17 protein-coding genes and 1 riboswitch are annotated in these 21,172 nt (G+C 68.9%); of the genes, 9 read left to right on the top strand and 8 right to left on the bottom strand.

Annotation, left to right across the window (positions count from 1 at the left end; all coding sequences use genetic code 11):
* Window positions 1–5: 5 nt before the first annotated feature.
* Genes LRA98_RS07460 through LRA98_RS07480 form a run of 5 tightly spaced genes read right to left on the bottom strand, consistent with a single transcriptional unit; the run spans window position 6 to window position 4,108 of the window.
* Entirely contained in the window at window positions 6–647 is a 642-nt protein-coding gene (locus LRA98_RS07460; RefSeq protein ID WP_443134944.1) for an urea amidolyase associated protein UAAP2, read from the bottom strand.
* A 14-nt stretch (window positions 648–661) separates the two neighbouring features.
* Window positions 662–1,399: an urea amidolyase associated protein UAAP1 gene (locus LRA98_RS07465; RefSeq protein WP_238633408.1), complete on the bottom strand. Its 738-nt coding sequence runs from the start codon at window positions 1,397–1,399 to the stop codon at window positions 662–664.
* The gene (locus LRA98_RS07470; RefSeq protein WP_238633409.1) at window positions 1,396–2,136 is read right to left on the bottom strand and encodes an ATP-binding cassette domain-containing protein; all 741 of its coding nucleotides are present in this window, start codon (window positions 2,134–2,136) and stop codon (window positions 1,396–1,398) included. The genes LRA98_RS07465 and LRA98_RS07470 overlap by 4 nt, the downstream gene beginning before the upstream one ends.
* Window positions 2,133–2,957, bottom strand: coding sequence for an ABC transporter permease (locus LRA98_RS07475; RefSeq protein WP_238633410.1), 825 nt, complete (start codon window positions 2,955–2,957; stop codon window positions 2,133–2,135). The genes LRA98_RS07470 and LRA98_RS07475 overlap by 4 nt, the downstream gene beginning before the upstream one ends.
* A gap of 59 nt (window positions 2,958–3,016) precedes the next feature.
* Window positions 3,017–4,108, bottom strand: a complete 1,092-nt coding sequence (locus LRA98_RS07480; RefSeq protein ID WP_238633411.1) for a putative urea ABC transporter substrate-binding protein — start codon at window positions 4,106–4,108, stop codon at window positions 3,017–3,019.
* 53 nt (window positions 4,109–4,161) lie between these two features.
* A riboswitch (guanidine-I (ykkC/yxkD leader) is annotated at window positions 4,162–4,264 on the bottom strand.
* Window positions 4,265–4,603: 339 nt separating this feature from the next.
* On the opposite strand from LRA98_RS07480, the gene LRA98_RS07485 reads away from it, so the two are divergent.
* Window positions 4,604–6,064, top strand: a complete 1,461-nt coding sequence (locus tag LRA98_RS07485; RefSeq protein WP_238633412.1) for an RtcB family protein — start codon at window positions 4,604–4,606, stop codon at window positions 6,062–6,064.
* 12 nt (window positions 6,065–6,076) lie between these two features.
* On the opposite strand, the gene cysN is transcribed toward LRA98_RS07485, so the two are convergent.
* Together cysN and cysD are read right to left on the bottom strand one after the other, a co-directional pair.
* Window positions 6,077–7,990 (bottom strand): sulfate adenylyltransferase subunit CysN, encoded by a 1,914-nt coding sequence (gene cysN / locus LRA98_RS07490; protein ID WP_238633413.1) that lies wholly within the window; start codon window positions 7,988–7,990, stop codon window positions 6,077–6,079.
* Between the two features lie 2 nt (window positions 7,991–7,992).
* A complete protein-coding gene (gene cysD, locus LRA98_RS07495; RefSeq protein WP_207190396.1) occupies window positions 7,993–8,907 on the bottom strand; it encodes a sulfate adenylyltransferase subunit CysD in 915 nt (304 codons plus the stop codon).
* A gap of 194 nt (window positions 8,908–9,101) precedes the next feature.
* Here cysD and LRA98_RS07500 point away from each other — a divergent pair, with 194 nt between their 5' ends.
* A complete protein-coding gene (locus tag LRA98_RS07500; protein ID WP_238633414.1) occupies window positions 9,102–9,341 on the top strand; it encodes a hypothetical protein in 240 nt (79 codons plus the stop codon).
* Between the two features lie 59 nt (window positions 9,342–9,400).
* Here the strand turns inward: LRA98_RS07500 and LRA98_RS07505 are convergent, their stop codons facing one another.
* The gene (locus LRA98_RS07505) at window positions 9,401–10,567 is read right to left on the bottom strand and encodes a Fic family protein (protein ID WP_238633415.1); all 1,167 of its coding nucleotides are present in this window, start codon (window positions 10,565–10,567) and stop codon (window positions 9,401–9,403) included.
* Window positions 10,568–10,831: 264 nt separating this feature from the next.
* On the opposite strand from LRA98_RS07505, the gene cas3g reads away from it, so the two are divergent.
* The 7 genes from cas3g (at window position 10,832) to cas2 (ending at window position 20,949) form a co-directional block, all read left to right on the top strand.
* Entirely contained in the window at window positions 10,832–13,336 is a 2,505-nt protein-coding gene (gene cas3g / locus LRA98_RS07510; RefSeq protein WP_238633416.1) for a type I-G CRISPR-associated helicase/endonuclease Cas3g, read from the top strand.
* Entirely contained in the window at window positions 13,333–13,836 is a 504-nt protein-coding gene (locus tag LRA98_RS07515) for a nucleotidyltransferase family protein (protein WP_238633417.1), read from the top strand. The genes cas3g and LRA98_RS07515 overlap by 4 nt, the downstream gene beginning before the upstream one ends.
* Window positions 13,837–14,029: 193 nt before the next feature.
* Complete coding sequence (gene cas8g1 / locus LRA98_RS07520) at window positions 14,030–16,219, top strand: type I-G CRISPR-associated protein Cas8g1/Csx17 (protein ID WP_238633418.1); 2,190 nt, start codon at window positions 14,030–14,032, stop codon at window positions 16,217–16,219.
* A 13-nt stretch (window positions 16,220–16,232) separates the two neighbouring features.
* Window positions 16,233–17,189, top strand: coding sequence for a type I-G CRISPR-associated RAMP protein Csb1/Cas7g (gene cas7g / locus LRA98_RS07525; RefSeq protein ID WP_238633419.1), 957 nt, complete (start codon window positions 16,233–16,235; stop codon window positions 17,187–17,189).
* A 2-nt stretch (window positions 17,190–17,191) separates the two neighbouring features.
* Window positions 17,192–18,721 (top strand): type I-G CRISPR-associated protein Csb2, encoded by a 1,530-nt coding sequence (gene csb2, locus LRA98_RS07530; RefSeq protein ID WP_238633420.1) that lies wholly within the window; start codon window positions 17,192–17,194, stop codon window positions 18,719–18,721.
* A gap of 182 nt (window positions 18,722–18,903) precedes the next feature.
* A complete protein-coding gene (cas4g/cas1g, locus tag LRA98_RS07535) occupies window positions 18,904–20,655 on the top strand; it encodes a CRISPR-associated endonuclease Cas4g/Cas1g (protein ID WP_238633421.1) in 1,752 nt (583 codons plus the stop codon).
* 3 nt (window positions 20,656–20,658) lie between these two features.
* Complete coding sequence (cas2, locus tag LRA98_RS07540) at window positions 20,659–20,949, top strand: CRISPR-associated endonuclease Cas2 (protein WP_238633422.1); 291 nt, start codon at window positions 20,659–20,661, stop codon at window positions 20,947–20,949.
* The last annotated feature ends 223 nt before the right edge of the window (window positions 20,950–21,172 follow it).

The raw sequence follows: 21,172 nt of genomic DNA on the forward strand, positions 1-21,172 counted from the left end.
GGCGGTCACTTCCAGACGATCATCTCGAGGGGGGTGGGGTTGTAGTCGCTGCACGGGTTGTTGAGCTGCGGGCAGTTGGAGAGCAGGACGAGGACGTCCATCTCGGCGCGCATCTCGACGTACTTGCCCGGCCCGGAGAGGCCGTCCTGGAAGCTCAGGCCGCCCTCGGGGGTCAGTGGGACGTTCATGAAGAAGTTGATGTTCGGGCCGATATCCCGCTTGCCCAGGCCGTAGTCGCTCTCGGCCAGGGCGATGAGGAAGTTGTCCCGGCAGTTGTGCATCGGCTTCTTGTCCAGGGCGTAGCGCACCTGGTTCGACTCCGCCGCACAGGCCCCGCCCAGGGTGTCGTGCCGTCCGCAGGTGTCGGCGGTGATGGTCAGCATCGGCCGCCCGGCGGTGGAGCGCAGGCAGCTGCCGGTGCTCAGGTAGGCGTTGCCTTGCTCGCGGATGGTGTCCACGGCGCTGTAGCGCTCCCCGCGCGGGTCGTGGAGGTTGTAGAAGAGGGTGTCGGCGGCCTGGTTGCCCTCCAGGTCGACGATGCGCAGGGTCTGTCCGCGGCGCAGCTCCCCCAGCCACGGCTCGCCGGCGGGGACGGTGACGCGAGAGAGGGCGTCGCAGGGATCGAGCGGGCTCTCGACGAGGTTCATGCCGGTCATGGCGCTTACTCCTGGCTGTGGTAGGCGGCGGTGTTGGCGTAGGCGCGGGCGTTCTCGGGGTGGCTGACCAGGCACGGATCCTCCGCCGCCACCGGCTCCGCCCGGTAGACGGTCAGATCCACCGCGCCGGGGGCGTACTCCGGGCCCGGGGCCATGGGGTGGGGGGCGGTCTGCAGGATGATCAGGGTGTCCATCTCCGCGCGCAGGTCCACGCAGGCGCCGGCGTGGCTGTGTCCGGGGCGGTAGCGCAGGTTGCCCGCCTCATCCGCCTGGACCTTGCTGAAGAAGTTCACGTTGGGGAGCAGATCGGCGCGTCCCAGCCCCCACTTGGCCAGCTCGATGAGAAAGAGCTCGCGGCCGCTGCGGTGGAAGTCGTTGAGCCGCTCCTGGTAGCGGGCCTGGCCGTAGGTGCCGCGCACCGCATCGGCGTCGCTGATGCCGCCGATCGGGTCGTGCCAGTCGAGGCTGTCGGCGGTGATCGAGAGCATCACCCGGCCCATGTCCGAGTAGAGCATGTGGCCGGCGGTCAGCCGCGCGGTGTGCTGCCCCTTGAGGGTGTCCGGGGCGTTGTAGCGCTCGAGCAGGTTGTGCGGGTTGTAGAGCAGCACGGCGGCGTTGGCGGTGCCATCGACGTCGGTCAGGCGCAGGGCGAAGCCGCGCCGGAGGATCAGCGAGGCGTAGCGGGCGCCCGGCACGCGTTCCTGATAGACGATGCGCTCCGGCGACAGCGAGGGGGTGCTCATGGGGAATCCTCCGCGTTGCGGTCGAGGGGGATGTCGTAGGTGATCTGGGCCCCGTAGGCCTCGGGGGCGTGGGGGTCGTGGCGGACCTTGTCAAAGACGAGCAGCCGGCTGCCGAGGGTGAAGCCCTCCTGCAGGTCGTGGGTGACCATGAAGACGGTGACCCCGGTGCGCTGCCACAGGCTTTGCACCAGGGCGTGCATGTCCTGCCGGATGCCCGGGTCGAGGGCGCCAAAGGGCTCGTCGAGGAGCAGCACCCGGGGGTTCTTGATCAGGGTCTGGGCGATGGCCAGCCGCTGCTGCATGCCGCCGGAGAGCTCCGGCGGGTACTTGTCCAGCGCGTGCCCCAGGCCCACCGACTCGAGCGCGGCCACCGCCTCGGCCCGGGCGTTGCGCCGTGCGGCACCGAAGAGCCGCCCCAGCCACGGGGCGCCGGCCAGCTCCAGGCCGAGGAGCACGTTCTGCACGGCGGTCAGGTGCGGGAAGACCGAGTAGCGCTGGAAGACCACGCCGCGGTCCGGGCCGGGCTCGCCGGGCAGCGGGGCCTCGTCCAGGAGCAGGCGGCCGCGGCTCGGCGCCTCCTCGCCGAGGAGCAGCTTGAGGAAGGTGGTCTTGCCGCAGCCCGAGGCCCCGACCAGGGTGACGAAGGAGCCGGCGGCAACCTCCAGCGACAGGTTCTCCAGGACGACGTCGTCGCCGTAGGACTTCCAGACGTTCTCCAGGCGGATGGTGGCACTCATGAGCGGGCGCTCCTTGCGGCGTACCAGGGGAAGAACCAGCGATTGACGCCGCGCAGGGTCAGGTCGATGAGGAAGGCGAGCAGGGTGATCCACGCCACGTAGGGGAGGATCGTCTCCATATCCAGGTAGCGCCGGACGAGGAAGATCCGGTAGCCGAGCCCCTCGGTGGCGGCGATCGCCTCCGAGGCGATGAGAAAGAGCCACGCGGCGCCGAGGCTCAGTCGTGTGGCGTCGATCAGCCGCGGCAGGGTCTGCGGCAGCACCACCCGCAGCACGATCTGCCAGGTGGAGGCGCCCAGGGTCTGCGCCTTGATCAGCTGCTCGCGGGGCAGCTCTTCGACCCGTTGCTGGAGGTCGCGCATGATGAACGGTGCGATGCCGAAGACGATCAGCATCACCTTGGCCAGCTCGCCGACGCCGAAGGCGATGAAGAGGATGGGCAGGACCGCTAGGGGCGGGATCATGGCCACGGCGGTGACGAAGGGGGCGAAGGTGCGCCGGGCGTAGGGCAGCGAGCCGTTGAGGACGCCGACCAGCAGACCGGCGGCGGCCGCCAGGGCCACGCCGAGCCCGAGCCGGGTCAGGCTGGCGCCGGTGTCCAGCCACAGCAGCACCTCGCCGGTGCGCCGGCTCTCCTCGCTGGCCAGGCGCAGGAACGATTCGGCCAGGGTGATCAGCGACGGCAGCACCGGGTCGTTGGGGTTCTCGGCCAGGCGCTGGGACGAGGCGATGGTGTAGGCGACCAGGGCGAGGACGAAAGGGAGCATCGCCAAGGCGACCCCTCCCACCCGGCCCGGGTGGCGGTTGATCAGGCGTTTCATGGATGACGCTCCTGCGGCCGATGGGGCCCGGGGCGGGCTGATCCGCCCCGGGCGGGGCGTTACAGCTCGCCTTCGGCGGCCTTGCGCATGAACCGGTCGGTGAAGCGCAACTGGACGTTGGCCTCATCGCCCAGGGTGGAGCCGTCGGCCAGCTCGATCCCGACGAAGTCGGGGCTGGGGGCACGCTCGCCGAGCAGCCCGTGCTTGTAGGCGAACTGGCGGACGTTCTCCATGGTCTCGGCGGGCTGTTCGCTGGTGACGAAGTCCACCGCCTCGGCGGGGTCGTAGAAGAAGGTGGTGGAGGCGAGCTGCGCCTCGTAGCCGGCCAGATCGGTGCCGGCCGCCTCGGCCATGGCGGTGCGGGCAGCCTCACCGGCGGCATCGTCCCCGGACATGACGTCCATGATCTCGTACCAGGCCCCGGTCAGTGCCTTGCCGAGTTCCGGGTGCTCTTCCAGCACCTCGGTGCGCACGCCGAGCAGGTCGATGATCTCGCCGGGGATGTCCGAGGAGTCGAACACCACGTGGGCGTCCTCGTGGTTGCGGATCTCCCCCAGTTGCGGGTTCCACGCCACGGCGGCGCGGACGTCGTCCGAGCGGAAGGCACCGACGATGTCGGCGTCGGCGGTGTTGACCACCTGCACGTCCCGCTCGCTCAGCCCCACCGAGTCCAGGGCACGGGCCAGCAGGTAGTGGGAGACGGACAGCTCCACCAGGTGGATGCGCTGCCCTTCGACGTCGGCCAGGTCGTCGGTCCCTTTCAGTACCAGGCCGTCGTTGCCGTCGGAGAAGTCGCCGGCGATCAGCGCGGTGGTGTCGACACCGCTGGCCGCCGGGATGGTCAGGGCGTCCATGTTGGTCAGGGTCACGCCGTCGAAGGAACCGGCGGTGTAGAGGTTGATCGACTCGATGTAGTCGTTGATCTGGACCACATCGATCTCGATGTCGTACTTGTCCGCCCACTTGTCGACGATGCCCTCGGCCTCGCCGAAGTCCCAGGGCATCCAGCCGACGTAGATGCTCCAGGCGATGCGGAAGGAGTCGCGTTCATCCGCCGAGGCGGCCAGGGGCAGTGCGGCGGTGCTAAACAGGGCCGCGGCGGCACACAGGTGGGTGAGTCGTTGGCGCAGGGGGTGCTGGTTGCGGCTCATGGGATCTCTCCCTCGGGGTTGCCGTTGGGTACAAAGCGGGAGCATCGATCGCGATCTCCCGGGCTTTTGTCCCTCCGTGTAACCCCCCTGAGAGAGGTCGGCGACTCTCGGACCAGGCCCCGCGGATGTGCGGACGGAACCCTAGTCGCCCTTTTGGCCAGATTGTCTGCGGTGACGCGTCGGGCCGGATCCTCCGAGCCGTAGCCCTTCGCGGTCGATACTGCCGCTGCCTGTACCACAAGCAAGACGCGGGCCAGGTCGGCGAGGCATGGGGAAACAGTCAGTTACGGGCCGAGGCAGCCGGGTCGTCCCGGTCAGCCCGGTCCGCGCGCCCGATGCGGGGGCACCACCCCGGGGCGAATGCACCGCCATGGTGCGCGCCCGAGGGTCTAACCTTGCGGAGGGGGGAGGACGAGGCTGGCCGCGCATGCGACCTTGGGGGCTGGGATCGGCCCGGGATCACGGGGCACGGCAGCAACCGTTGAGGAGGCGGGCATGGCGAAACACATCGAGGCTACCGATGGCCTGGTGCTGGAACGGCTCAACGGGTGCCGCTGGCGGGTGCCGCGACAGGGGCGCATGCGGGTGGACGGGCTGATCTTCGCCAGCGACGCCCTGATCGAGGATATCCGCGACACCGAGGCCGTGCGCCAGGTGGCCAACGTGGCCTGCCTGCCCGGGGTGGTGGGCCGTTCCATCGGCATGCCGGATATCCACTGGGGGTTTGGCTTCCCCATCGGCGGCGTGGCGGCTTTCGATCCGGCCCAGGGTGGTGTCGTCTCGCCCGGCGGGGTCGGATATGACATCAACTGCGGGGTCCGCCTGCTGCGCACCCCCCTGCACGCCGAGGATCTGGGCGGCCATCTGCCGGCGCTGATGGACCGGCTCTTCCAGCGCATCCCGGCCGGGGTGGGGCGGGGCTACGGCGATCGCCTGCTGCGCAACCGGGACATGCGCCGGCTGCTGCGCGAGGGGGCGGAGTGGGCCGTCGAGGTGGGGCTGGGCGAGCCCGCGGACCTGGCGCGGATCGAGGATGGCGGCCGGCTGCCCGGGGCGGACCCCGAGGCGGTCAGCGATCGGGCCATCCAGCGCGGTCGGGATCAGGTGGGCACCGTCGGCTCCGGCAACCACTTCATCGAGATCGGCTGCGTCGATGCCGTCTACGACGAGCCCGCCGCCCTGCGCCTGGGGCTGGAGGCGGGGACGCTGACCGTGCTCATCCACTCCGGCTCGCGCGGGCTCGGCCACCAGGTCTGTGATGACTTTCTGGTGACCATGGAGCGGATCACCGGGCGCAACAGCATCGAGCTGCCCGATCGCCAGCTCGCCTGTGCGCCGCTGAGCTGCTCCGCGGCGCGGGACTACCTGGGGGCCATGCAGGCCGCCGCCAACTTCGCCTACGTCAACCGCCAGGCCATGACCCAGCAGGTGCGCCAGGTCTTTGCCGAGGTCCTCGGCGAGACCGCCCACCTGAAGCTGGTCTACGACGTCTCGCACAACATCGCCAAGTTCGAGCGCCACCGGATCGACGGCGAGGAGCGCGAGCTGTGCGTCCACCGCAAGGGGGCCACCCGCGCCTTCCCGCCGGGGCATCCGGAGCTGCCCGAGGACCTGCGCGGGCTGGGGCAGCCGGTGCTGTTGCCCGGCGATATGACCCGCTACTCCTACGTCCTGCTCGGCACCCAGGGCGCCTACGCCGAGACCTTCGGCTCCTGCGCCCACGGCGCCGGGCGCCGGCTGAGCCGCCGTCAGGCCAAGCGGGCGGCCAAGGGGCGCGACCTGGATGCCGAATTGGCCGCCGCCGGCATCGAGGTGCGCGCCTCGTCGCGGGATACGGTGGCCGAGGAGCTGGCCGAGGCCTACAAGGACGTGGCCGACGTGGTGGACGTGGTCGCCCACGCCGGCATCGGCCGCCGGGTGGCCCGGCTGCGTCCGCTCGGCGTGCTCAAGGGGTAGGCGCGGGGCGGGCTAGCGCAGCACCCCGCGCTCCTCCAGGGCGGCAAGGATCCGGCGCACCGAGGTCTCCAGATCCTCCGCCACCGTATCGACGTGGACCTCGGGCTGCTCCGGCGCCTCGTAGGGGATATCCACACCCGGCAGCCCCTGGATCTCGCCGGCGTCGGCGCGGGCGTAGAGGCCGTCGAGGTCCGCAGCGCGGCACGCCTCGATGGGGGCGTCCACGTACACCTCGATGAACTCGCCGGGCTCCACCCGCTCGCGGACCATGGCGCGGTCGTCGCGGTAGGGCGAGAGGCTGGCGCAGACGGTGATCAGACCGGCGTCGACGAACATGGTGGCCGTCTCGGCGATGCGGCGGATGTTCTCGGCCCGGGCATCGCGGCTGAAGTCCAGGTCGTGGCTCAGGCCGTGGCGGACGTTGCCGGCGTCGATCAGGTAGCTGTGGTAGCCGCGGCGAAACAGTGCCTGCTCGAGGGCATTGGCCAGGCTCGACTTGCCCGAGCCGGACAGGCCGGTGAGCCAGACGATGCACGGCCGCTGGCCCTTCTGCCCGGCGCGCTGGGTCTTGCTCAGCGCCAGCTGGCGGCGCGGCACGTCGGTCTCGGCGCCGGCGGCCTCGGTGGCGGCGCGGGTGACCATGCCGGCGCCGACGGTGTGCAGGCTCATCCGGTCGATGACGATGAACGCGCCGGTGTTGGCGATCTCCTCATAGGGGTCGAACGGCACCCGCGCCGAGAGCTGGACGCGGCACAGGCCGATCTCGTTGAGCCCGAGCTCCTCCGCCTGGTGGTGCTCGAGGGTGTTGACGTCGATGCGGTGGTGGATGCGCTCGACCACCGCCGGGACGGTGGCCGTGCCCAGCTTGATGTCGTACTGGCGTCCGGGCAGCAGGGGTTGCTCGGCCATCCACACGATGCGCGCATCCAGGGTGTCGTCCACCGTCGCCGGCCGCCGTGGGCTGGCGAGGACATCCCCGCGGGAGATATCGATCTCGTCGGCCAGGGTGACGGTCACCGACTGCGGCGGGAAGGCCACATCCAGGTCGCCGTCGTAGGTGACTACGCGCTCCACGCGGCTGCGCAGTCCGGAGGGCAGGGCGACGACCTCATCGCCGGGGCGGACCGTACCGGCGGCCAGGGTGCCGGCGAAGCCGCGGAAATCGTGGGAGGGGCGGATCACGGTCTGTACCGGCAGGCGCAGATCGCGCAGGTTGCGGTCGGCCTTGGCCTCGACGGTCTCGAGCAGCTCCATCAGCGTTGGGCCGTCGTACCACGGCATCTGCTCGCTGCGGTGGACGACGTTGTCGCCCTTGAGCGCGGACAGCGGCACGCAGCGCACGTCGGGGATGCCGAGCCGGCGCGCGAAGGCCGTGTACTCGTTCCGGATGCGCTCGAACGCGCCCTGATCCCAGTCGACCAGGTCCATCTTGTTGATGGCCAGCACGACGTGGCGGATGCCCAGCAGCGCGCAGATGTAGCTATGCCGCCGGGTCTGTACCTGCACCCCGTGGCGGGCGTCGACCAGGATCACCGCCAGCTGCGCCGTCGAGGCACCGGTGGCCATGTTGCGGGTGTACTGCTCATGGCCCGGGGTGTCGGCGATGATGAACTTGCGCTTATCGGTGGAGAAGTAGCGGTAGGCGACGTCGATGGTGATGCCCTGCTCGCGCTCGGATTGCAGGCCATCGACGAGCAGTGCCAGGTCCACGTCGTCGCCGGTGGTGCCGTAGCGACTCGAGTCCTGGCGCACCGCAGCGAGCTGGTCCTCGTAGACCAGCGCCGAGTCGTGGAGCAGCCGCCCGATGAAGGTGCTCTTGCCGTCGTCCACCGAGCCGCAGGTGATAAAACGCAGCAGATCCTTGTGCTCGTGCTGCTTGAGGTAGGACTCGATGTCGGTGGCGATCAGATCGGAGGCGTGGGACATGATCAGAAATACCCTTGGCGTTTTTTCTCTTCCATCGACCCCGCCGAGTCGTGGTCGATGACCCGCCCCTGCCGCTCGGAGGTGCGGGTGAGCAGCATCTCCTGGATGATCTCCGGCAGCGTGTCGGCCTCGGAGCGGATCGCGCCGGTGAGCGGGTAGCAGCCGAGGGTGCGGAAGCGGACCTTCTCGTAGCGCGGCTGCTCGCCTTCTTCCAGCGGCATGCGCTCGTCATCGACCATGATCAGGGTGCCGTCGCGCTCGACCACCGGGCGCTCGGCGGCGTAGTAGAGGGGGACGATGGGGATGTCCTCCAGGTAGATGTACTGCCAGATATCCAGCTCGGTCCAGTTGGACAGGGGAAAGATGCGCATGCTCTCGCCCTTGTGGACGCGGCCGTTGTAGAGCTGCCAGAGCTCCGGGCGCTGGCCCTTGGGGTCCCAGCGGTGGTGGCGGTCGCGGAAGGAGTAGACGCGCTCCTTGGCGCGGGATTTTTCTTCGTCGCGGCGGGCGCCGCCGAAGGCCGCATCGAAGCGGTGCCGGTCCATCGCCTGCTTGAGCGACTGGGTCTTCATGACGTCGGTATGGACCTTGGAGCCGTGGCTGAACGGCCCGATGCCCTGCTCGACGCCCTCCTGGTTGATGTGGACGATCAGCTCCATGCCCGACTCGCGCGCCATGCGGTCGCGGAAGGCGATCATCTCGCGGAACTTCCAGGTGGTGTCCACGTGCATCAGGGGGAAGGGCGGTTTGCCCGGGTAGAACGCCTTGAGCGCCAGGCGCAGCATCACCGAGGAGTCCTTGCCGATGGAGTAGAGCATCACCGGGTTGTCGAACTCCGCGGCGACCTCGCGGATGATGTGGATGCTCTCCGCCTCAAGCTCCTTGAGGTGGGTGAGCCGTGCCTCGCTGATCTCCATACCGTTGATCACCTGACCGAAAGCCCGCGTTGGCCGAGCATTGTAAAGGATGTGCCGGCCGCCGCGTCAGAGCGGATGGTCATGTCGTTATAACGGTGGCCCAGCTGATGCGTTCGGCTGCAAGGTACTTCTCGGCCGGCGCGCGGTGTGCCAAGTTTTGATGCAGGACCAAGTCAGAAACAGGAGAGGCCGTCATGACCGTGCTCGCACGCAAGACGGAGTGGAACGAGGTGCGCCTGCCGCCGGAGATCGCCGGGCAGTTCTCGGATGTCGATTACTTCGAGGTGGTGGTCACCCGCAAGGGTCGGCTGCTGCTCTCGCCGGTGAATCCGGAGGAGAAAAAAGAGCGCGTCAAGGAAGAGATCCAAGAGCTCGGCGTGGCCGAAGACGACCTGCGCGCCGCGGCTGCTGCGCTGCTGGGCCGGCGCGGGTGAGTGCGGCTATACGAGGGCTTGCGAGGCCGCGGTAACCGGGTCTGGCCCGGGGTGGTTGCTCACAAGGGATCGGCGCCTTCATTGAGGATCTGGATGTACCGCTCGTAGGCGAACACCCGGTCGCGGCGCCGCCCGGTCACCTCCCGGAGGATGCCCAGGCGTTCCAGCGCCTCGACCGCCCGCGCAGCTGTCGGGTAGGCCACCCCGCTACGCTGGGCGAGATCATTGATCGAGGCCAGCGGTCGGGTGCCGAGGGCATGGTGAACGCGCAAGGTATTGGCGGCGGCGCGCCCCAGTCCCTCCACACGTTGCTGATCTTCCCGGAAGACGCCCAGCAGTCGGTGCGCCGTCTCTACCGCTCCGTTGGCGGTGGTCAGAACGCCCTCCAGGAAGAAATCGAGCCACGCTTCCCAGTCGCCGTCACGGCGCGTCACGTCGAGCAGCCGATAGTACTCATCGCGGTGCTGCTTGAAGTACAGACTGAGATACAGCAGGGGCTGGTGGAGGATTCCTTCCTGATGAAGGATCAGGGCGATGAGCAGCCGCCCGATCCGCCCGTTACCGTCCAGGAAGGGGTGAATGGTCTCGAACTGCGCATGAGCCAGTGCTGCTTTGATCAGTGCCGAGAACGGTAGCTCGGCCTCATGGATGAACCGCTCCAAAGCAGCCATATGTTCCCCCACGCGCTGGGGTGGTGGCGGGACGAAAAGCGCATTGCCCGGTCGGGTTCCCCCAACCCAGTTCTGGATGCGGCGGAATTCGCCGGGCTGCTTGTCGGCGCCACGGCCGCGGGCCAGTAGCTGCTCGTGCATTTCGCGGATCAGGCGATTCGAAAGGGGAAAGCCTGTGCCCAGGCGCTGCAGTCCATGCTCCAGCGCGGCGATGTAGTTGGAGACCTCCACAACATCGCTGAAAGGCACGCCGGGCTCCTGCTCGAGTTCGAAGAGCAGCAGATCGGATAGTGAGGACTGAGTTCCCTCGATCTGGCTGGAGACCACCGCCTCGCGACGGACGTACGCGTATAGGAAGAGTTCCGGCTCCGGGAGCAGTGCGGTGATGGCGTCCAGACGCCCGCAAGCCAACAGCGCCTGATCGTGCAGCCGCCCGCGTGCTCCCTTCAGGTCCGGAGGCGGCTGCGGGGGCAGTGCTGAGGGGATGAACGCCCACGCCTCCTCGTTGGCGGCGGAGGAAACGCGAACGTAGCTACCGGTGGGCCCGCGCTGCATGCTTGTTCTCACGAGTGTGAATAGCCCTGAAGACTATTATCATTTCGGCGCCTATGTGTTAATAGACGCCGGGGTTCCAGGGGGTGGCGATCGGAGCACGGGGCACTGCGGCTGCTGCGCCGGCGTTCTTAATCCCTGTGACGGTGGGTGGTAATGTGGATCCCACAGAGGTTTTCGTGCTGGTCGCGACGCCATCTGTCGTCGCTTCAGGATAGCGTCGGGATGTGCCTGGGTGGGCTGACCCGCCGGCTAGGGAGAGCTTGAATGAGTTACGACACCTTGTTCGCTGCCGCGCTCGGCCAGGCGCGGCGTCCTTACCCCTACCAGCGCCGCCTCGCTGAGGGCTCCTGGCCCGAATGCCTCGAAGTTCCTACGGGGTTGGGCAAGACCGCCGCCGTCACCCTGGCGTGGGCGCATCGCCGCGGTATCCGGCCCGATGGGCTGCAGGAGGCGCCCGATCCCGAGACCCCACGACGGCTGGTCTGGTGTCTGCCGATGCGGGTGCTGGTCGAGCAGACCGTCCAAAACATCCGGAACTGGCTCAGTCGCCTGGGCGTGCTCGGCGATGCCGGGGAACCGGATCGGGTGGCCGTGCATGCGCTGATGGGCGGTGAGGCAGATTTGCGCCGCGGGGTTTGGGCGGCGTATCCGGAGCAGGACGCCGTGCTGGTGGGCACCCAGGACATGCTCCTCTCCCGCGCGCTGATGCGCGGCTACGGCATGAGCCGCTACCAGTGGCCGGTCCACCACGCCCTGCTGCACAACGACGCCCTGTGGGTGTTCGACGAGGTCCAGCTGATGGGCCCGGCCCTGCCCACCACCGCGCAGCTGGAGGCCTTCCGGCGGGATCTCGATACGGCCGGGCCGGCGCGCAGCATCTGGGTCTCCGCCACCCTGCAGGCGGAGTGGCTCGATACCGTGGACTTCCGCCGCCACCGCCAGGATGGGGTGGCGCGGCTGACGCTGGACGATACGGATCGCTCCGAGCCAGCGGTGGCCGCCCGCGTGGGCGCCCCGAAGGCGCTGGAGGCCGCCGCCACTCGCCTCGATGATGTTACGAAGAAGGGGCAGGACGCCTACGTCGCCGCCCTGGCCGATGAGATCCGTGCCGCCCACCACCCCGGCGAGCAGACGCTGGTCATCGTCAACCGCGTCGAGCGGGCGCAGGGGCTCTACGACGCCCTGGCGGACGCCGACGCCGATCGGCTCCTTCTGCACGCGCGTTTCCGCCCGGCCGAGCGCGCGGCGATCGAGGAGCAGCTGCACCACGCGCCACAGGGGGGCGGGCGGATCGTCATCGCCACCCAGGCGGTGGAGGCCGGGGTTGATCTCGACAGCCGCGTGCTCTTCACCGAGCTGGCGCCCTGGGCCTCCCTGGTGCAGCGTTTCGGCCGCTGCAACCGCGCCGGCCGGTTTGCAGATGCCCGCGTCTACTGGATCGACATGGACGAGACGGCCAAGGGCGTGGCGCTACCCTACGCGCCGGAGTCGCTGAGCCGCGCCCGGGAGCAGCTCCAGGCGGCCCCGTCCGCCGCTCCACAGGATCTGCCCCCGGTCACCGAGCCGCCGGCCGCCGCCCAGGTGCTCCGCCGGCGCGACCTGCTGGAGCTGTTCAATACCGATCCCGACCTCTCCGGCTTCGACGTGGATGTTTCGCCCTACATCCGCGACACCGGCACGCCGCAGGTGCACCTCTTCTGGCGCGACGTGGATCGCGAGGGCGCGGCGCAGCAGCCGGCGCCCGAGCGCGCCGAGCTCTGTCCGGCCTCCGTCACGCAGGTTCAGGAGCATCTTATGAAAAAGCTCCCCGCGGCGCGGAAAAAGGCGGTCCATCGCGAAGCGCCAGCGGCCTGGCGTTTCGACCCGCTGGCCGGGGAGCACCAGCACGGGGGTTGGACGCCGGTTCGCCGCGCCGAGGAGGTCCGTCCGGGCCAGACCCTGATGCTGGCCGCCGGCGACGGGGGGTACGATCCCCACCGCGGCTTCGTGGCGGGCGCTGCCGCCCCAGTCGATGTCATCGCCGAGGCCGCTGGCAGTCAGGCCGATGAGGGCTACGGCGACGACCGGCTGACCGCCACCGGGCAGGCGGTCGCGCTGGCCGACCATCTGGACCACGTCGCTGCGGCTGCGCGGGAGCTGGCCGACGCCCTGGCCCTGGATGAGGCCGAGCGTGCGCTGCTGGAGACTGCCGCTTACTGGCACGACGTGGGTAAGGCCCACGAGGCCTTCCAGCGCGGCATCGGTGCCACGCCCGACGATCCGGACGGCCCGTGGGCCAAGTCTACCGGCGGCGGTCGGCCGGACTACCACCGGCTGGATCCAGAAGGCCGGCGGGAACCACGGCCCGGTCTCCGCCACGAGCTCGCCTCGGCGCTGGCGTGGCTGGAGCACGGCGCCCCGGAGCGATCGGCCGCGGAGCGGGATCTGATCGCCTACCTCATCGCCGCGCACCACGGGCGTGTCCGTCTTGGCCTGCGCGCCCTGCCCAACGAGCCGGAGCCCCCGGACGCTGCCGACACCGGCCGGCTGTACGCCCGCGGCGTGTGGCACGGCGATCGCCTGCCGGCGCTTCAGGCGGGACCGGAGTCCCTGCCCGCCACCGAGCTACGATTGGATCTCATGCGCCTGGGGCGCGGCCCCCAGGGCCCGTCCTGGAGCGAGCGCACCCGCCGCCTGCTGGAGGCGCACGGCCCCTTCCGGCTCGCGTGGCTGGAGGCGCTGCTGCGCATCGCCGACTGGCGCGCGTCGGCGCGGGAGGGGGAGGCATGAAGCTGGAGAGTTTCAAGGCGATCGCCGAGGCGCTGGAACGTGCGGAGGTGCGCTACCTGGTCGCCGGTGGACTCGCGGTGAACGCCCATGGCTATCTGCGCTACACCAAGGATGTGGACTTGGTGATCGAGCTCGTTACCGACAATGTCCTGCGCGCCATGGATGTGCTGGAGGGGCTGGGGTATCGCCCTGCGGTGCCCGTCGACAGCCGCGAGTTCGCCGACCCCGACCAGCGTCGCCGCTGGATCGAGGAAAAGCACATGCAGGTGTTCCAGCTCTGGAGCGACAGCTATCCGGATACCCCGATCGACATCTTCGTGGAAGAGCCGTTCCCGTTTGCCGAGGAGTACGCGGCCGCGTTACGGAAACCGCTCTACGGCACCATCGACGTGCGCTTTGTCCGCCTCGAATCATTGATCCGCATGAAGGAGGCGGCTGGTCGTGATCAGGACCGAATCGACGTGGAGCACCTGCGCATGAGGCTGGACGACGATGAATGACCGGGACAAGGGTCGAGATGATCCGTGGGAAGCCGCCACCTGGGATGGCGCACGACGAGTGGAGCTCCGTCGCTGGGCGGCCTTGCCACTGGAGGAGATTCTCGCCGCTCAGGAGGAGATGCACACCGTCGCGGACGCGCTGGCCGAGGCTGCCAAACGGCGGTCCCTCGAAGGTACACAACGGGGGAGCCCTATGGTCGAAGAGCCCGCACCCGACTACCAGGCCGCTGACGCCTACCATGCCACACCGCTGCCCGGCTGCACGCCGGTCCCTCTGGCGAGCTACCTCAAGGCCCTGGGCATCCTGCGCCTGGTCGTCGAGCAGGCCGACCCGGAGGCCCGCGGCTGCTGGCAGAACGAGCAGTTCGTCCTGGAGAGCCGGCTGGATGCGGAGGAACTGAAGCGGTTCTTTCTGGAGGAATATCGGCCGACGCCGATCCTGGCGCCTTGGAACGGTGGCAGCGGGTTTTATCCGAAGGACAACCAGGACGGTATCGAGCCCCTGTCCAACGCGTCCGCGCAGAGGCTCGATCCGCTGCGTGCCACCATCACCGGCGTTCAGGGAATACTGAAGGCGCACGGCTATCAAGAGCGCCCGGCCGGTGACGACAAGGCAGCGTTGTTGGCGGAGCTCCGAGCGGAGTTGCCCGAGGCGGCGCTGGCCTGGCTGGACGCCGCGGTCTTGCTCACCGAGGACAGCCCGCACTATCCGCCCCTTCTGGGCACCGGGGGTAACGACGGTCGGCTAGACTTCACCAACAACTTCATGCAGCGGCTGGTTGCCCTGCTGGATCCGGAAACTGGTCAGGCCCGGCCAGAGGCGGTCGGTTGGTTGGACGAGGCCCTTTTCGACCGCGCGGGGCCCGGTCTGCCCACCGCCAAGGTGGGGCAGTTCTCTCCGGGGGAGGCCGGTGGTCCGAACCAGACGGCCGGTTTCGACATCGATAAGCCGCTGGTCAATCCGTGGGACTTCACCCTCATGCTGGAGGGGGCCCTGCTGTTTGCAGCGACGGCCACGCGCCGGCTGGAAGGCTCCACCCCCGGCGCGCTGAGCTATCCCTTCACCGTACGCGCCACCGGTGCTGGCAGCGGCGGCGCCGCCCTGGGCGACGAGGACAACGCACGCGCTGAGTTCTGGGCGCCCCTGTGGAGCGCGCCAGTGGGGCTTGCCGAGTTGCAGGGTGTCCTTGCGGAGGGGCGTGTCACCCTGGGGCGCCGGCCTGCCCGTGATGGCCTGGACTTCGTGCGGGCGGTCTCGCATCTCGGCGTGGAACGGGGACTGGAAGGCTTTCAGCGCTACGCCTTTCTGATGCGCTCGGGAAAGGCCTATTTTGCTACGCCCCTCAACCGCGTCACCGTGCAACGCAACCCGGCAGCCGACCTGATCGACGAGCTGGATGCCGGCGGTTGGCTGGATCGCTTCCGCCGTCATGCGCGCGGGGATGGTGCGAACCGGATGGCCTCCCTGGCCCGGCGCCTGGAGGACGCGGTCTTCGAGCTGGCTACGCGTCGTGACGACACGGCTCCCGCCGTGCGCCGGCTGCTCGCCGTGCTGGGCGCCATCCAGCTCCACCTGGCGCGCAGCCCGAAAGCGCGTGAGGCGTGCCCGCCGGTGCCGGCGCTGTCAGCGCAGTGGCTCACCCGCGCCGACGATGGCAGTCCGGAGCTGGCTCTTGCTGCCGCCCTGGCCGGGCTCCATGGGCGCGATGGCAAGGCGGGCGAGCGGATGCCCATGCGCGCTCATCTCGCCCCGGAGACGGCAAGCCGATATCCGAGCTGGGCCGCGGACGACACCCACACCGTCACCTGGGCCGTCGGTGCCTCGCTGGCCGACAACTTGGCCGCCACCCTGCATCGCCGCCTGCTCGAGGCCCACCAGGGCGAGCTTGCCGACAAGCCGCTGCGGGGCTCCCGAACCGCCCCGTTGGCCGACGTAGCTGCCTGGCTCAGCGGCGATCTGGATGAGCAGCGCCTGGCCGAGCTCCTGCTCGGACTGATGCTGGTACGGATCCCGCCAGGCCCGCCGCGAGCGCAGCGCGAGGCGCCCCTGCCCGCCGCCTACCGCCTGCTCAAGCCGTTGTTCTGCACCGACGAGCAGCTCCGCCGTGCCGGGGTGCTGCCGCCGGATCGAGCGCTGCCGCTCAAGGCGGATCTCCTCCGCCGTCTGGAGGCCCATGATGTTGCCGGCGCCCTGGAGCTGGGGCGGCGCCGTCGCCGCGCCGCCGGCATCGGCACCGGCTTCCAGCAGGTGGCGCCCGGAATCGCTGATGGCCGCCGCCTGCTGGCGGCGCTCATGGTGCCGATCTCCGATGCCGCCCTGAAGGCGCTAGCGCCGGGTAGCGTCACTGAGCCCGCTGCCGCCGAAACCAACGAGAACCACTGACAGGAGTCCTGCTATGCCCCTCAGTCTCGACACCCTCGCGGACACGCCACGCCTGCTCTTGGAGGCGGACCTGCAGCCCCTCCAGGGGACCCGATTCCAGCCCACCGGCTTCCCCGACCTGGGCGCTGCCGAGTACCCCGCGCCCGACGGCAACGGCCGGATACTGCTGGTGGAGTCGGCCCAGAGCATGGCCAACCGCTTGGAGGCGGTGTGCTGGGACGACGCCAGCGAGGACTGGGTGGCGCCGTTACAAGGATTGCCCTATGTCCGTGTCAGCAACGCCAACGGCGAGCTGCTGACCACTTCCGTGCTTGAGGCGCATCGCCTGAACTCGCCCTACATCCTGGAGGGCAAGGACACCACGGTCCTGAATATGCTCAAGGAGGAGCTGGCCGGCATGGAGCAGGGCCGGGTGGATATCCGCAAGCTCGCCGAGACCCTGGTGCGGGTGGATACCAACGCCGCCCTGCACGGGGTGTTCCTGGCTAAGAAGGAGCTCGCGGGCGGTCGGTTGCGGCTGCCCCGGGCGCTCTCGGCCTTCATCGAGGCCGAGGATGTCCAGGTCGCCCCGAGCGGCGGGGTGAAGGTGGATACCGTGGATCCGAGCGGCGATACCTCCAAGGGCTTCGGCAACGTCCCCTACGCCCGCGACGAGTATGTCGCCCCGCGCATCACCGCCTACTTCAACCTGGACCTGGCGCAGATCCGCGCCTTCCGCCTGGGCGAGGCGGCGGAGCGGCTGCTGGTGGCGTTGGCGTTGTTCAAGGTGCAGCGCTTCCTCGAGGCGGGGCTGCGGCTGCGCACTGCCTGCGACCTGGAGTGCCAGGCGCTGCGGGTGACTCGGCCCGAGGGTTTCGAGGTGCCCGCATTGACCGACCTGGAAGCGGCGCTTCCGGGCCTGATCGAGGCCGTGGGCCAGGAAGGTCTCCTCAATGACCCGCGGATCACGGAAGTCACCTACAGGAAGTAGCCATGGTCACCATCGCCTTCCGCTTCCCCGCCGGGCGCTACCACGCCACGCCCTGGGGCCGGCACGTCAACGAGGCCGAGGTGGAGTGGCCGCCGTCGCCCTGGCGCATCCTGCGCGCGCTGGTGGCCACCTGGCACCGTAAGGCCGACACCGAACGCCACCCCGAGTCGGTACTCACTGCGCTGGTGGAGCGGCTGGCCGGGACGCTTCCCCGCTACCGACTCCCGCGCGGCGTGCGCGCCCACAGCCGCCACTACATGCCCCAGGGCCGTTTCAAAAGCGGTCGTGAGGACACCTCGCTGATCTTCGACGCCTTCCTGCGCCTGGAGCCGGAGGCCGAGCTTATCGCCCACTGGTCCGATGTGACCCTGGAACCGGAAGAGCGCGCGCTGCTCGATGACCTCCTCCGCGATCTGGGCTTTTTAGGCCGCGCCGAAAGCTGGGTGGAGGCGCGGCGCCTGGAGGGCTGGGAGGGCGAGCTGGACTGCTATCCCGCGGAACTCTCCGTCGATCCCGAGACGGGTGAGGCGCTGGATCCGGTCCGGTTGATGGCCCCTGCGCCCCCGGAGGATTATCCACCTTGGCGGGCGGCCGTGATCGACGCCCACGGCCTGGATGCCAAGAAGCTGAAGAAGCCCCAGCGCGAGATCCTTGCCACCCTGCCGGAGCGTTTCCTGGATGCCCTCCGCCTGGAGACGTCGGAGCTGCAGCGGGCTGGTTGGAGCCAGCCCCCGGGGGCGCGGCCGGTGCTCTACCAGCGTCCCTCCGATGCCTTCACCCAGCGCGGAGGGCGGGTTGCACGCCGCCCCCGACGCCGAGCGCACGCCACCACCGCCCGCCTGGCACTGGCCGGCAAGCCGCTCCCCCGTCTGGAAGACGCGGTCCGGATCGGCGAGATCACGCGCCTGGCGGCCATCGAGAAGGCCAAGCAGGCCAACGGCGGCCATGTGCCCGCTGTGCTCTCGGGTCACGGCCTGCCCGCCGGTAACCGCCACGGCCACGCCTTCTACCTGCCGGAGGACGCCGACGGGGACGGCAAGATCGACCACGTCTTGGTCCACGCCCCCGATGGCCTCTCGGCGGAGGCGCTCCTCGCGCTGGATCGCATCACCCGGCTCTGGGAGCGGGACGGTGGCGAGTGGCAAGTGCTGTTCGAGGGGGGCGGTACTGCCGATGGGCTGGAGTCTTCGTATCTGGGCCGGGCGCGGACCTGGTCCTCGGTCACGCCGTACCTCCACCCCTGGTACGCCAAGAAGCGTTTCGGCGTCGCCGAGCAGATTGCCCGCGAGTGCCGGGAGCGCGGCTGGCCGGAGCCCGAGGTCCGTATCGAACAGGCGCGCTGGGAAGGCCCGGACGGGCGCCCGCGGCGTCCCGTCCATTTCCACCGCTTCCGCAGCAAGGCGGGTTTGCGGCAGCCGGACACCCGGGGTCAGTTCGTGCGCATCACCTTCCCGGAGCCGGTTGATGGTCCGGTGGCGCTGGGGTTTGGGTGTCATTTTGGGTTGGGGTTGTTTCGGCCAACGCATGATTGACGTCTAGCGCCTGCTATTAGCCGTGGACGGCCGAGTGGTTATGCGCAAGGTGCAAGAAGCGCCAGAAGGCTCTGACGGAAAGGATCATTCACGTAGCCGTCCGCCTCGGTGGCGTGGAGATCTTCGTGACGCGGGGGAAGGGTTTGCGCCCGGGCTCGATCCCATGACACAGGAGGTGTGCCGTGACGGAACACACCGATGGCCCCCAGCAGCAGGAACTACCCCTGCCGTTTCCGGAGTTCACCGCCGACGTCCCGTTGCTGCCGGCTCGGATGGTCAACGAGTTTGTCTACTGCCCGCGGCTCGCCTACCTGGAGTGGGTCCAGGGCGAGTGGGCCGATTCGGCGGACACCGTGCAGGGGCGATACGGACACCGTCGGGTCGATCAGGCCCAGACCAGCGGGCGGCGCAGCAAGGATCCGCTGCCAGCGGGGGGTGACGCCGAAGAAGGCGAGCGGATCCACGCCCGATCCATCACGCTCTCCTCCAACCAGATTGGCCTGATCGCCAAGATGGACCTGGTCGAGGGAAACGGGGATGGCGAGGTCACCCCGGTGGATTACAAGCGGGGTAAGCGCCCCCACGTGGCCAAAGGCGCCTACGAGCCCGAGCTCGTCCAGTTGTGCGCCCAGGGCTTGCTCCTGGAAGAGCATGGATACGAGTGCCCGAGCGGCTACCTCTACTTCATCGGGTCCCGCGAGCGGGTCTCGGTGCCCTTCGATGCAGCGCTCAGGAACCAGACCCTCTCGGCAATCAACGGCCTGCGTTTGCTGGCGGCCGGGGGCCGGATACCACCGCCGCTGGAGGATAGCCCCAAGTGCCCCCGCTGCTCCCTGGTAGCCATCTGCCTTCCGGATGAGGTCAACTTCCTGCGCCGGCAGGATGATCAACCGCTGCGCCCCATCGCCGTCGCTCGCGACGAGGCGCTGCCGCTCTACGTGCAGGCCAACCGGGCCAAGATCGCCAAAAAAGGGGAGAACCTGGAGGTTCGTGTCGAGGACGAGCGCCAGGCCTTGCCTCGTCTGATCGACATCTCCCAGGTCGTGGTGATGGGGAACACGTATATCACGACGCCGACCCTCCACGAGCTGATGCGTCGCGAGATCCCGGTAACCTGGCACTCCTACGGCGGGTGGTTCCTGGGGCACACAAGCGGCCTCGGCCACAAGAATGTGGAGCTGCGAACGGCCCAATACCGTGGCAGTTTCGATGAGCAGGTATGCCTGCGCCTGGCGCGGGGACTCGTGCGCGCCAAGATCGTGAACAGCCGCGTGATGATGCGGCGAAACTGGCGGAGCGAGGACGACAACCGTCAACCGTTGCGCGAGCTTAAGCGCCTGGCTGAGCAAGCGGAACGAGCCCGCAGCCTGGCCGAGTTGCTGGGCATCGAGGGGAATGCGGCGGCCATCTACTTCGGCCGGTTCCGATGCCTGATCAGGCGGGATGGCGAGAGTGACGGGCTACCCTTCGATTTCACGACTCGGAACCGCAGGCCGCCCACGGATCCCGTCAACGCCATGCTCTCCTACGGCTACTCGCTGCTGACGCGGACCTGGTCGGTGACCCTCTCCGCGGTCGGATTCGACCCGTACCGGGGCTTTTACCATCAGCCCCGCTACGGCCGCCCGGCCCTGGCGCTGGATATGATGGAGCCGTTCCGACCGCTGCTGGCTGACTCCGCCGTTCTCATGGCGATCAACAACGGGGAAGTGCGCCCGAGTGATTTTATCGCCGCCGGGTCCGGCGTGAATCTCACCCCGGATGGACGGAAGCGGTTCATCGCGGCGTACGAGCGCCGCCTGTCCCAGGAGGTGACCCATCCGCTGTTCGGTTATCGGATCAGCTACCGTCGGCTGCTGGAGCTGCAGGCACGTCTGCTAGGCCGTTTCCTGCTCGGTGAGCTGATGGACTACCCCAACTTCACCACGAGGTGAGCCATGGAGGAGCGCTTATACGTGGTCGCGTACGATATCCGTGACCAGAAACGCTGGCGCCGGGTCTTCAAGATCATGAAAGGTTACGGTGAGTGGCTGCAGCTGTCCGTCTTCCAGTGCCGGTTATCGCAAAAGCGGCACGCAGAGCTGATCGCCCTGCTCGACGGAATCATCCAGCACGACGTCGATCACGTCGTCCTGCTGGAGGTTGGGCCCGCGGATCGGGTGGAGCCCAAAGTCACCAGCCTGGGCAAGACGTTCGAGCCGGTGGAGCGCGAGCCCACCATCGTGTAGCGTTACGGGTGTGGGCGCTAACGCGCCTCTGGCGGGCGAGGGGTCCAGTGGTGGGCGATCCCCCGGGCACCCCTCGCGTCACATAAACTCTTTCATAATCAGATGGGTAGGAGTTTGCGATGCAGCCCTTCTCGCGACCCGGGCAGCCCGGGAGAGTGTCGCATGCGGGACCGCTCGCAAGGCACCGCTGTAATCTGCCCAGCATGCGGGTCTCCAAGGGGGC

Source organism: Halorhodospira sp. M38 (genome assembly GCF_022227985.1).
GTDB lineage: Bacteria > Pseudomonadota > Gammaproteobacteria > Nitrococcales > Halorhodospiraceae > Halorhodospira > Halorhodospira halophila_A.

What these genes read in the sequence shown, in the direction of transcription:
- LRA98_RS07460 (WP_443134944.1), bottom strand. Translation starts at nt 647, where the DNA reads ATGAACCTCGTCGAGAGCCCGCTCGATCCCTGCGACGCCCTCTCTCGC.
- LRA98_RS07465 (WP_238633408.1), bottom strand. Translation starts at nt 1,399, where the DNA reads ATGAGCACCCCCTCGCTGTCGCCGGAGCGCATCGTCTATCAGGAACGC.
- LRA98_RS07470 (WP_238633409.1), bottom strand. Translation starts at nt 2,136, where the DNA reads ATGAGTGCCACCATCCGCCTGGAGAACGTCTGGAAGTCCTACGGCGAC.
- LRA98_RS07475 (WP_238633410.1), bottom strand. Translation starts at nt 2,957, where the DNA reads ATGAAACGCCTGATCAACCGCCACCCGGGCCGGGTGGGAGGGGTCGCC.
- LRA98_RS07480 (WP_238633411.1), bottom strand. Translation starts at nt 4,108, where the DNA reads ATGAGCCGCAACCAGCACCCCCTGCGCCAACGACTCACCCACCTGTGT.
- LRA98_RS07485 (WP_238633412.1), top strand. Translation starts at nt 4,604, where the DNA reads ATGGCGAAACACATCGAGGCTACCGATGGCCTGGTGCTGGAACGGCTC.
- cysN (WP_238633413.1), bottom strand. Translation starts at nt 7,990, where the DNA reads ATGTCCCACGCCTCCGATCTGATCGCCACCGACATCGAGTCCTACCTC.
- cysD (WP_207190396.1), bottom strand. Translation starts at nt 8,907, where the DNA reads ATGGAGATCAGCGAGGCACGGCTCACCCACCTCAAGGAGCTTGAGGCG.
- LRA98_RS07500 (WP_238633414.1), top strand. Translation starts at nt 9,102, where the DNA reads ATGACCGTGCTCGCACGCAAGACGGAGTGGAACGAGGTGCGCCTGCCG.
- LRA98_RS07505 (WP_238633415.1), bottom strand. Translation starts at nt 10,567, where the DNA reads ATGCAGCGCGGGCCCACCGGTAGCTACGTTCGCGTTTCCTCCGCCGCC.
- cas3g (WP_238633416.1), top strand. Translation starts at nt 10,832, where the DNA reads ATGAGTTACGACACCTTGTTCGCTGCCGCGCTCGGCCAGGCGCGGCGT.
- LRA98_RS07515 (WP_238633417.1), top strand. Translation starts at nt 13,333, where the DNA reads ATGAAGCTGGAGAGTTTCAAGGCGATCGCCGAGGCGCTGGAACGTGCG.
- cas8g1 (WP_238633418.1), top strand. Translation starts at nt 14,030, where the DNA reads ATGGTCGAAGAGCCCGCACCCGACTACCAGGCCGCTGACGCCTACCAT.
- cas7g (WP_238633419.1), top strand. Translation starts at nt 16,233, where the DNA reads ATGCCCCTCAGTCTCGACACCCTCGCGGACACGCCACGCCTGCTCTTG.
- csb2 (WP_238633420.1), top strand. Translation starts at nt 17,192, where the DNA reads ATGGTCACCATCGCCTTCCGCTTCCCCGCCGGGCGCTACCACGCCACG.
- cas2 (WP_238633422.1), top strand. Translation starts at nt 20,659, where the DNA reads ATGGAGGAGCGCTTATACGTGGTCGCGTACGATATCCGTGACCAGAAA.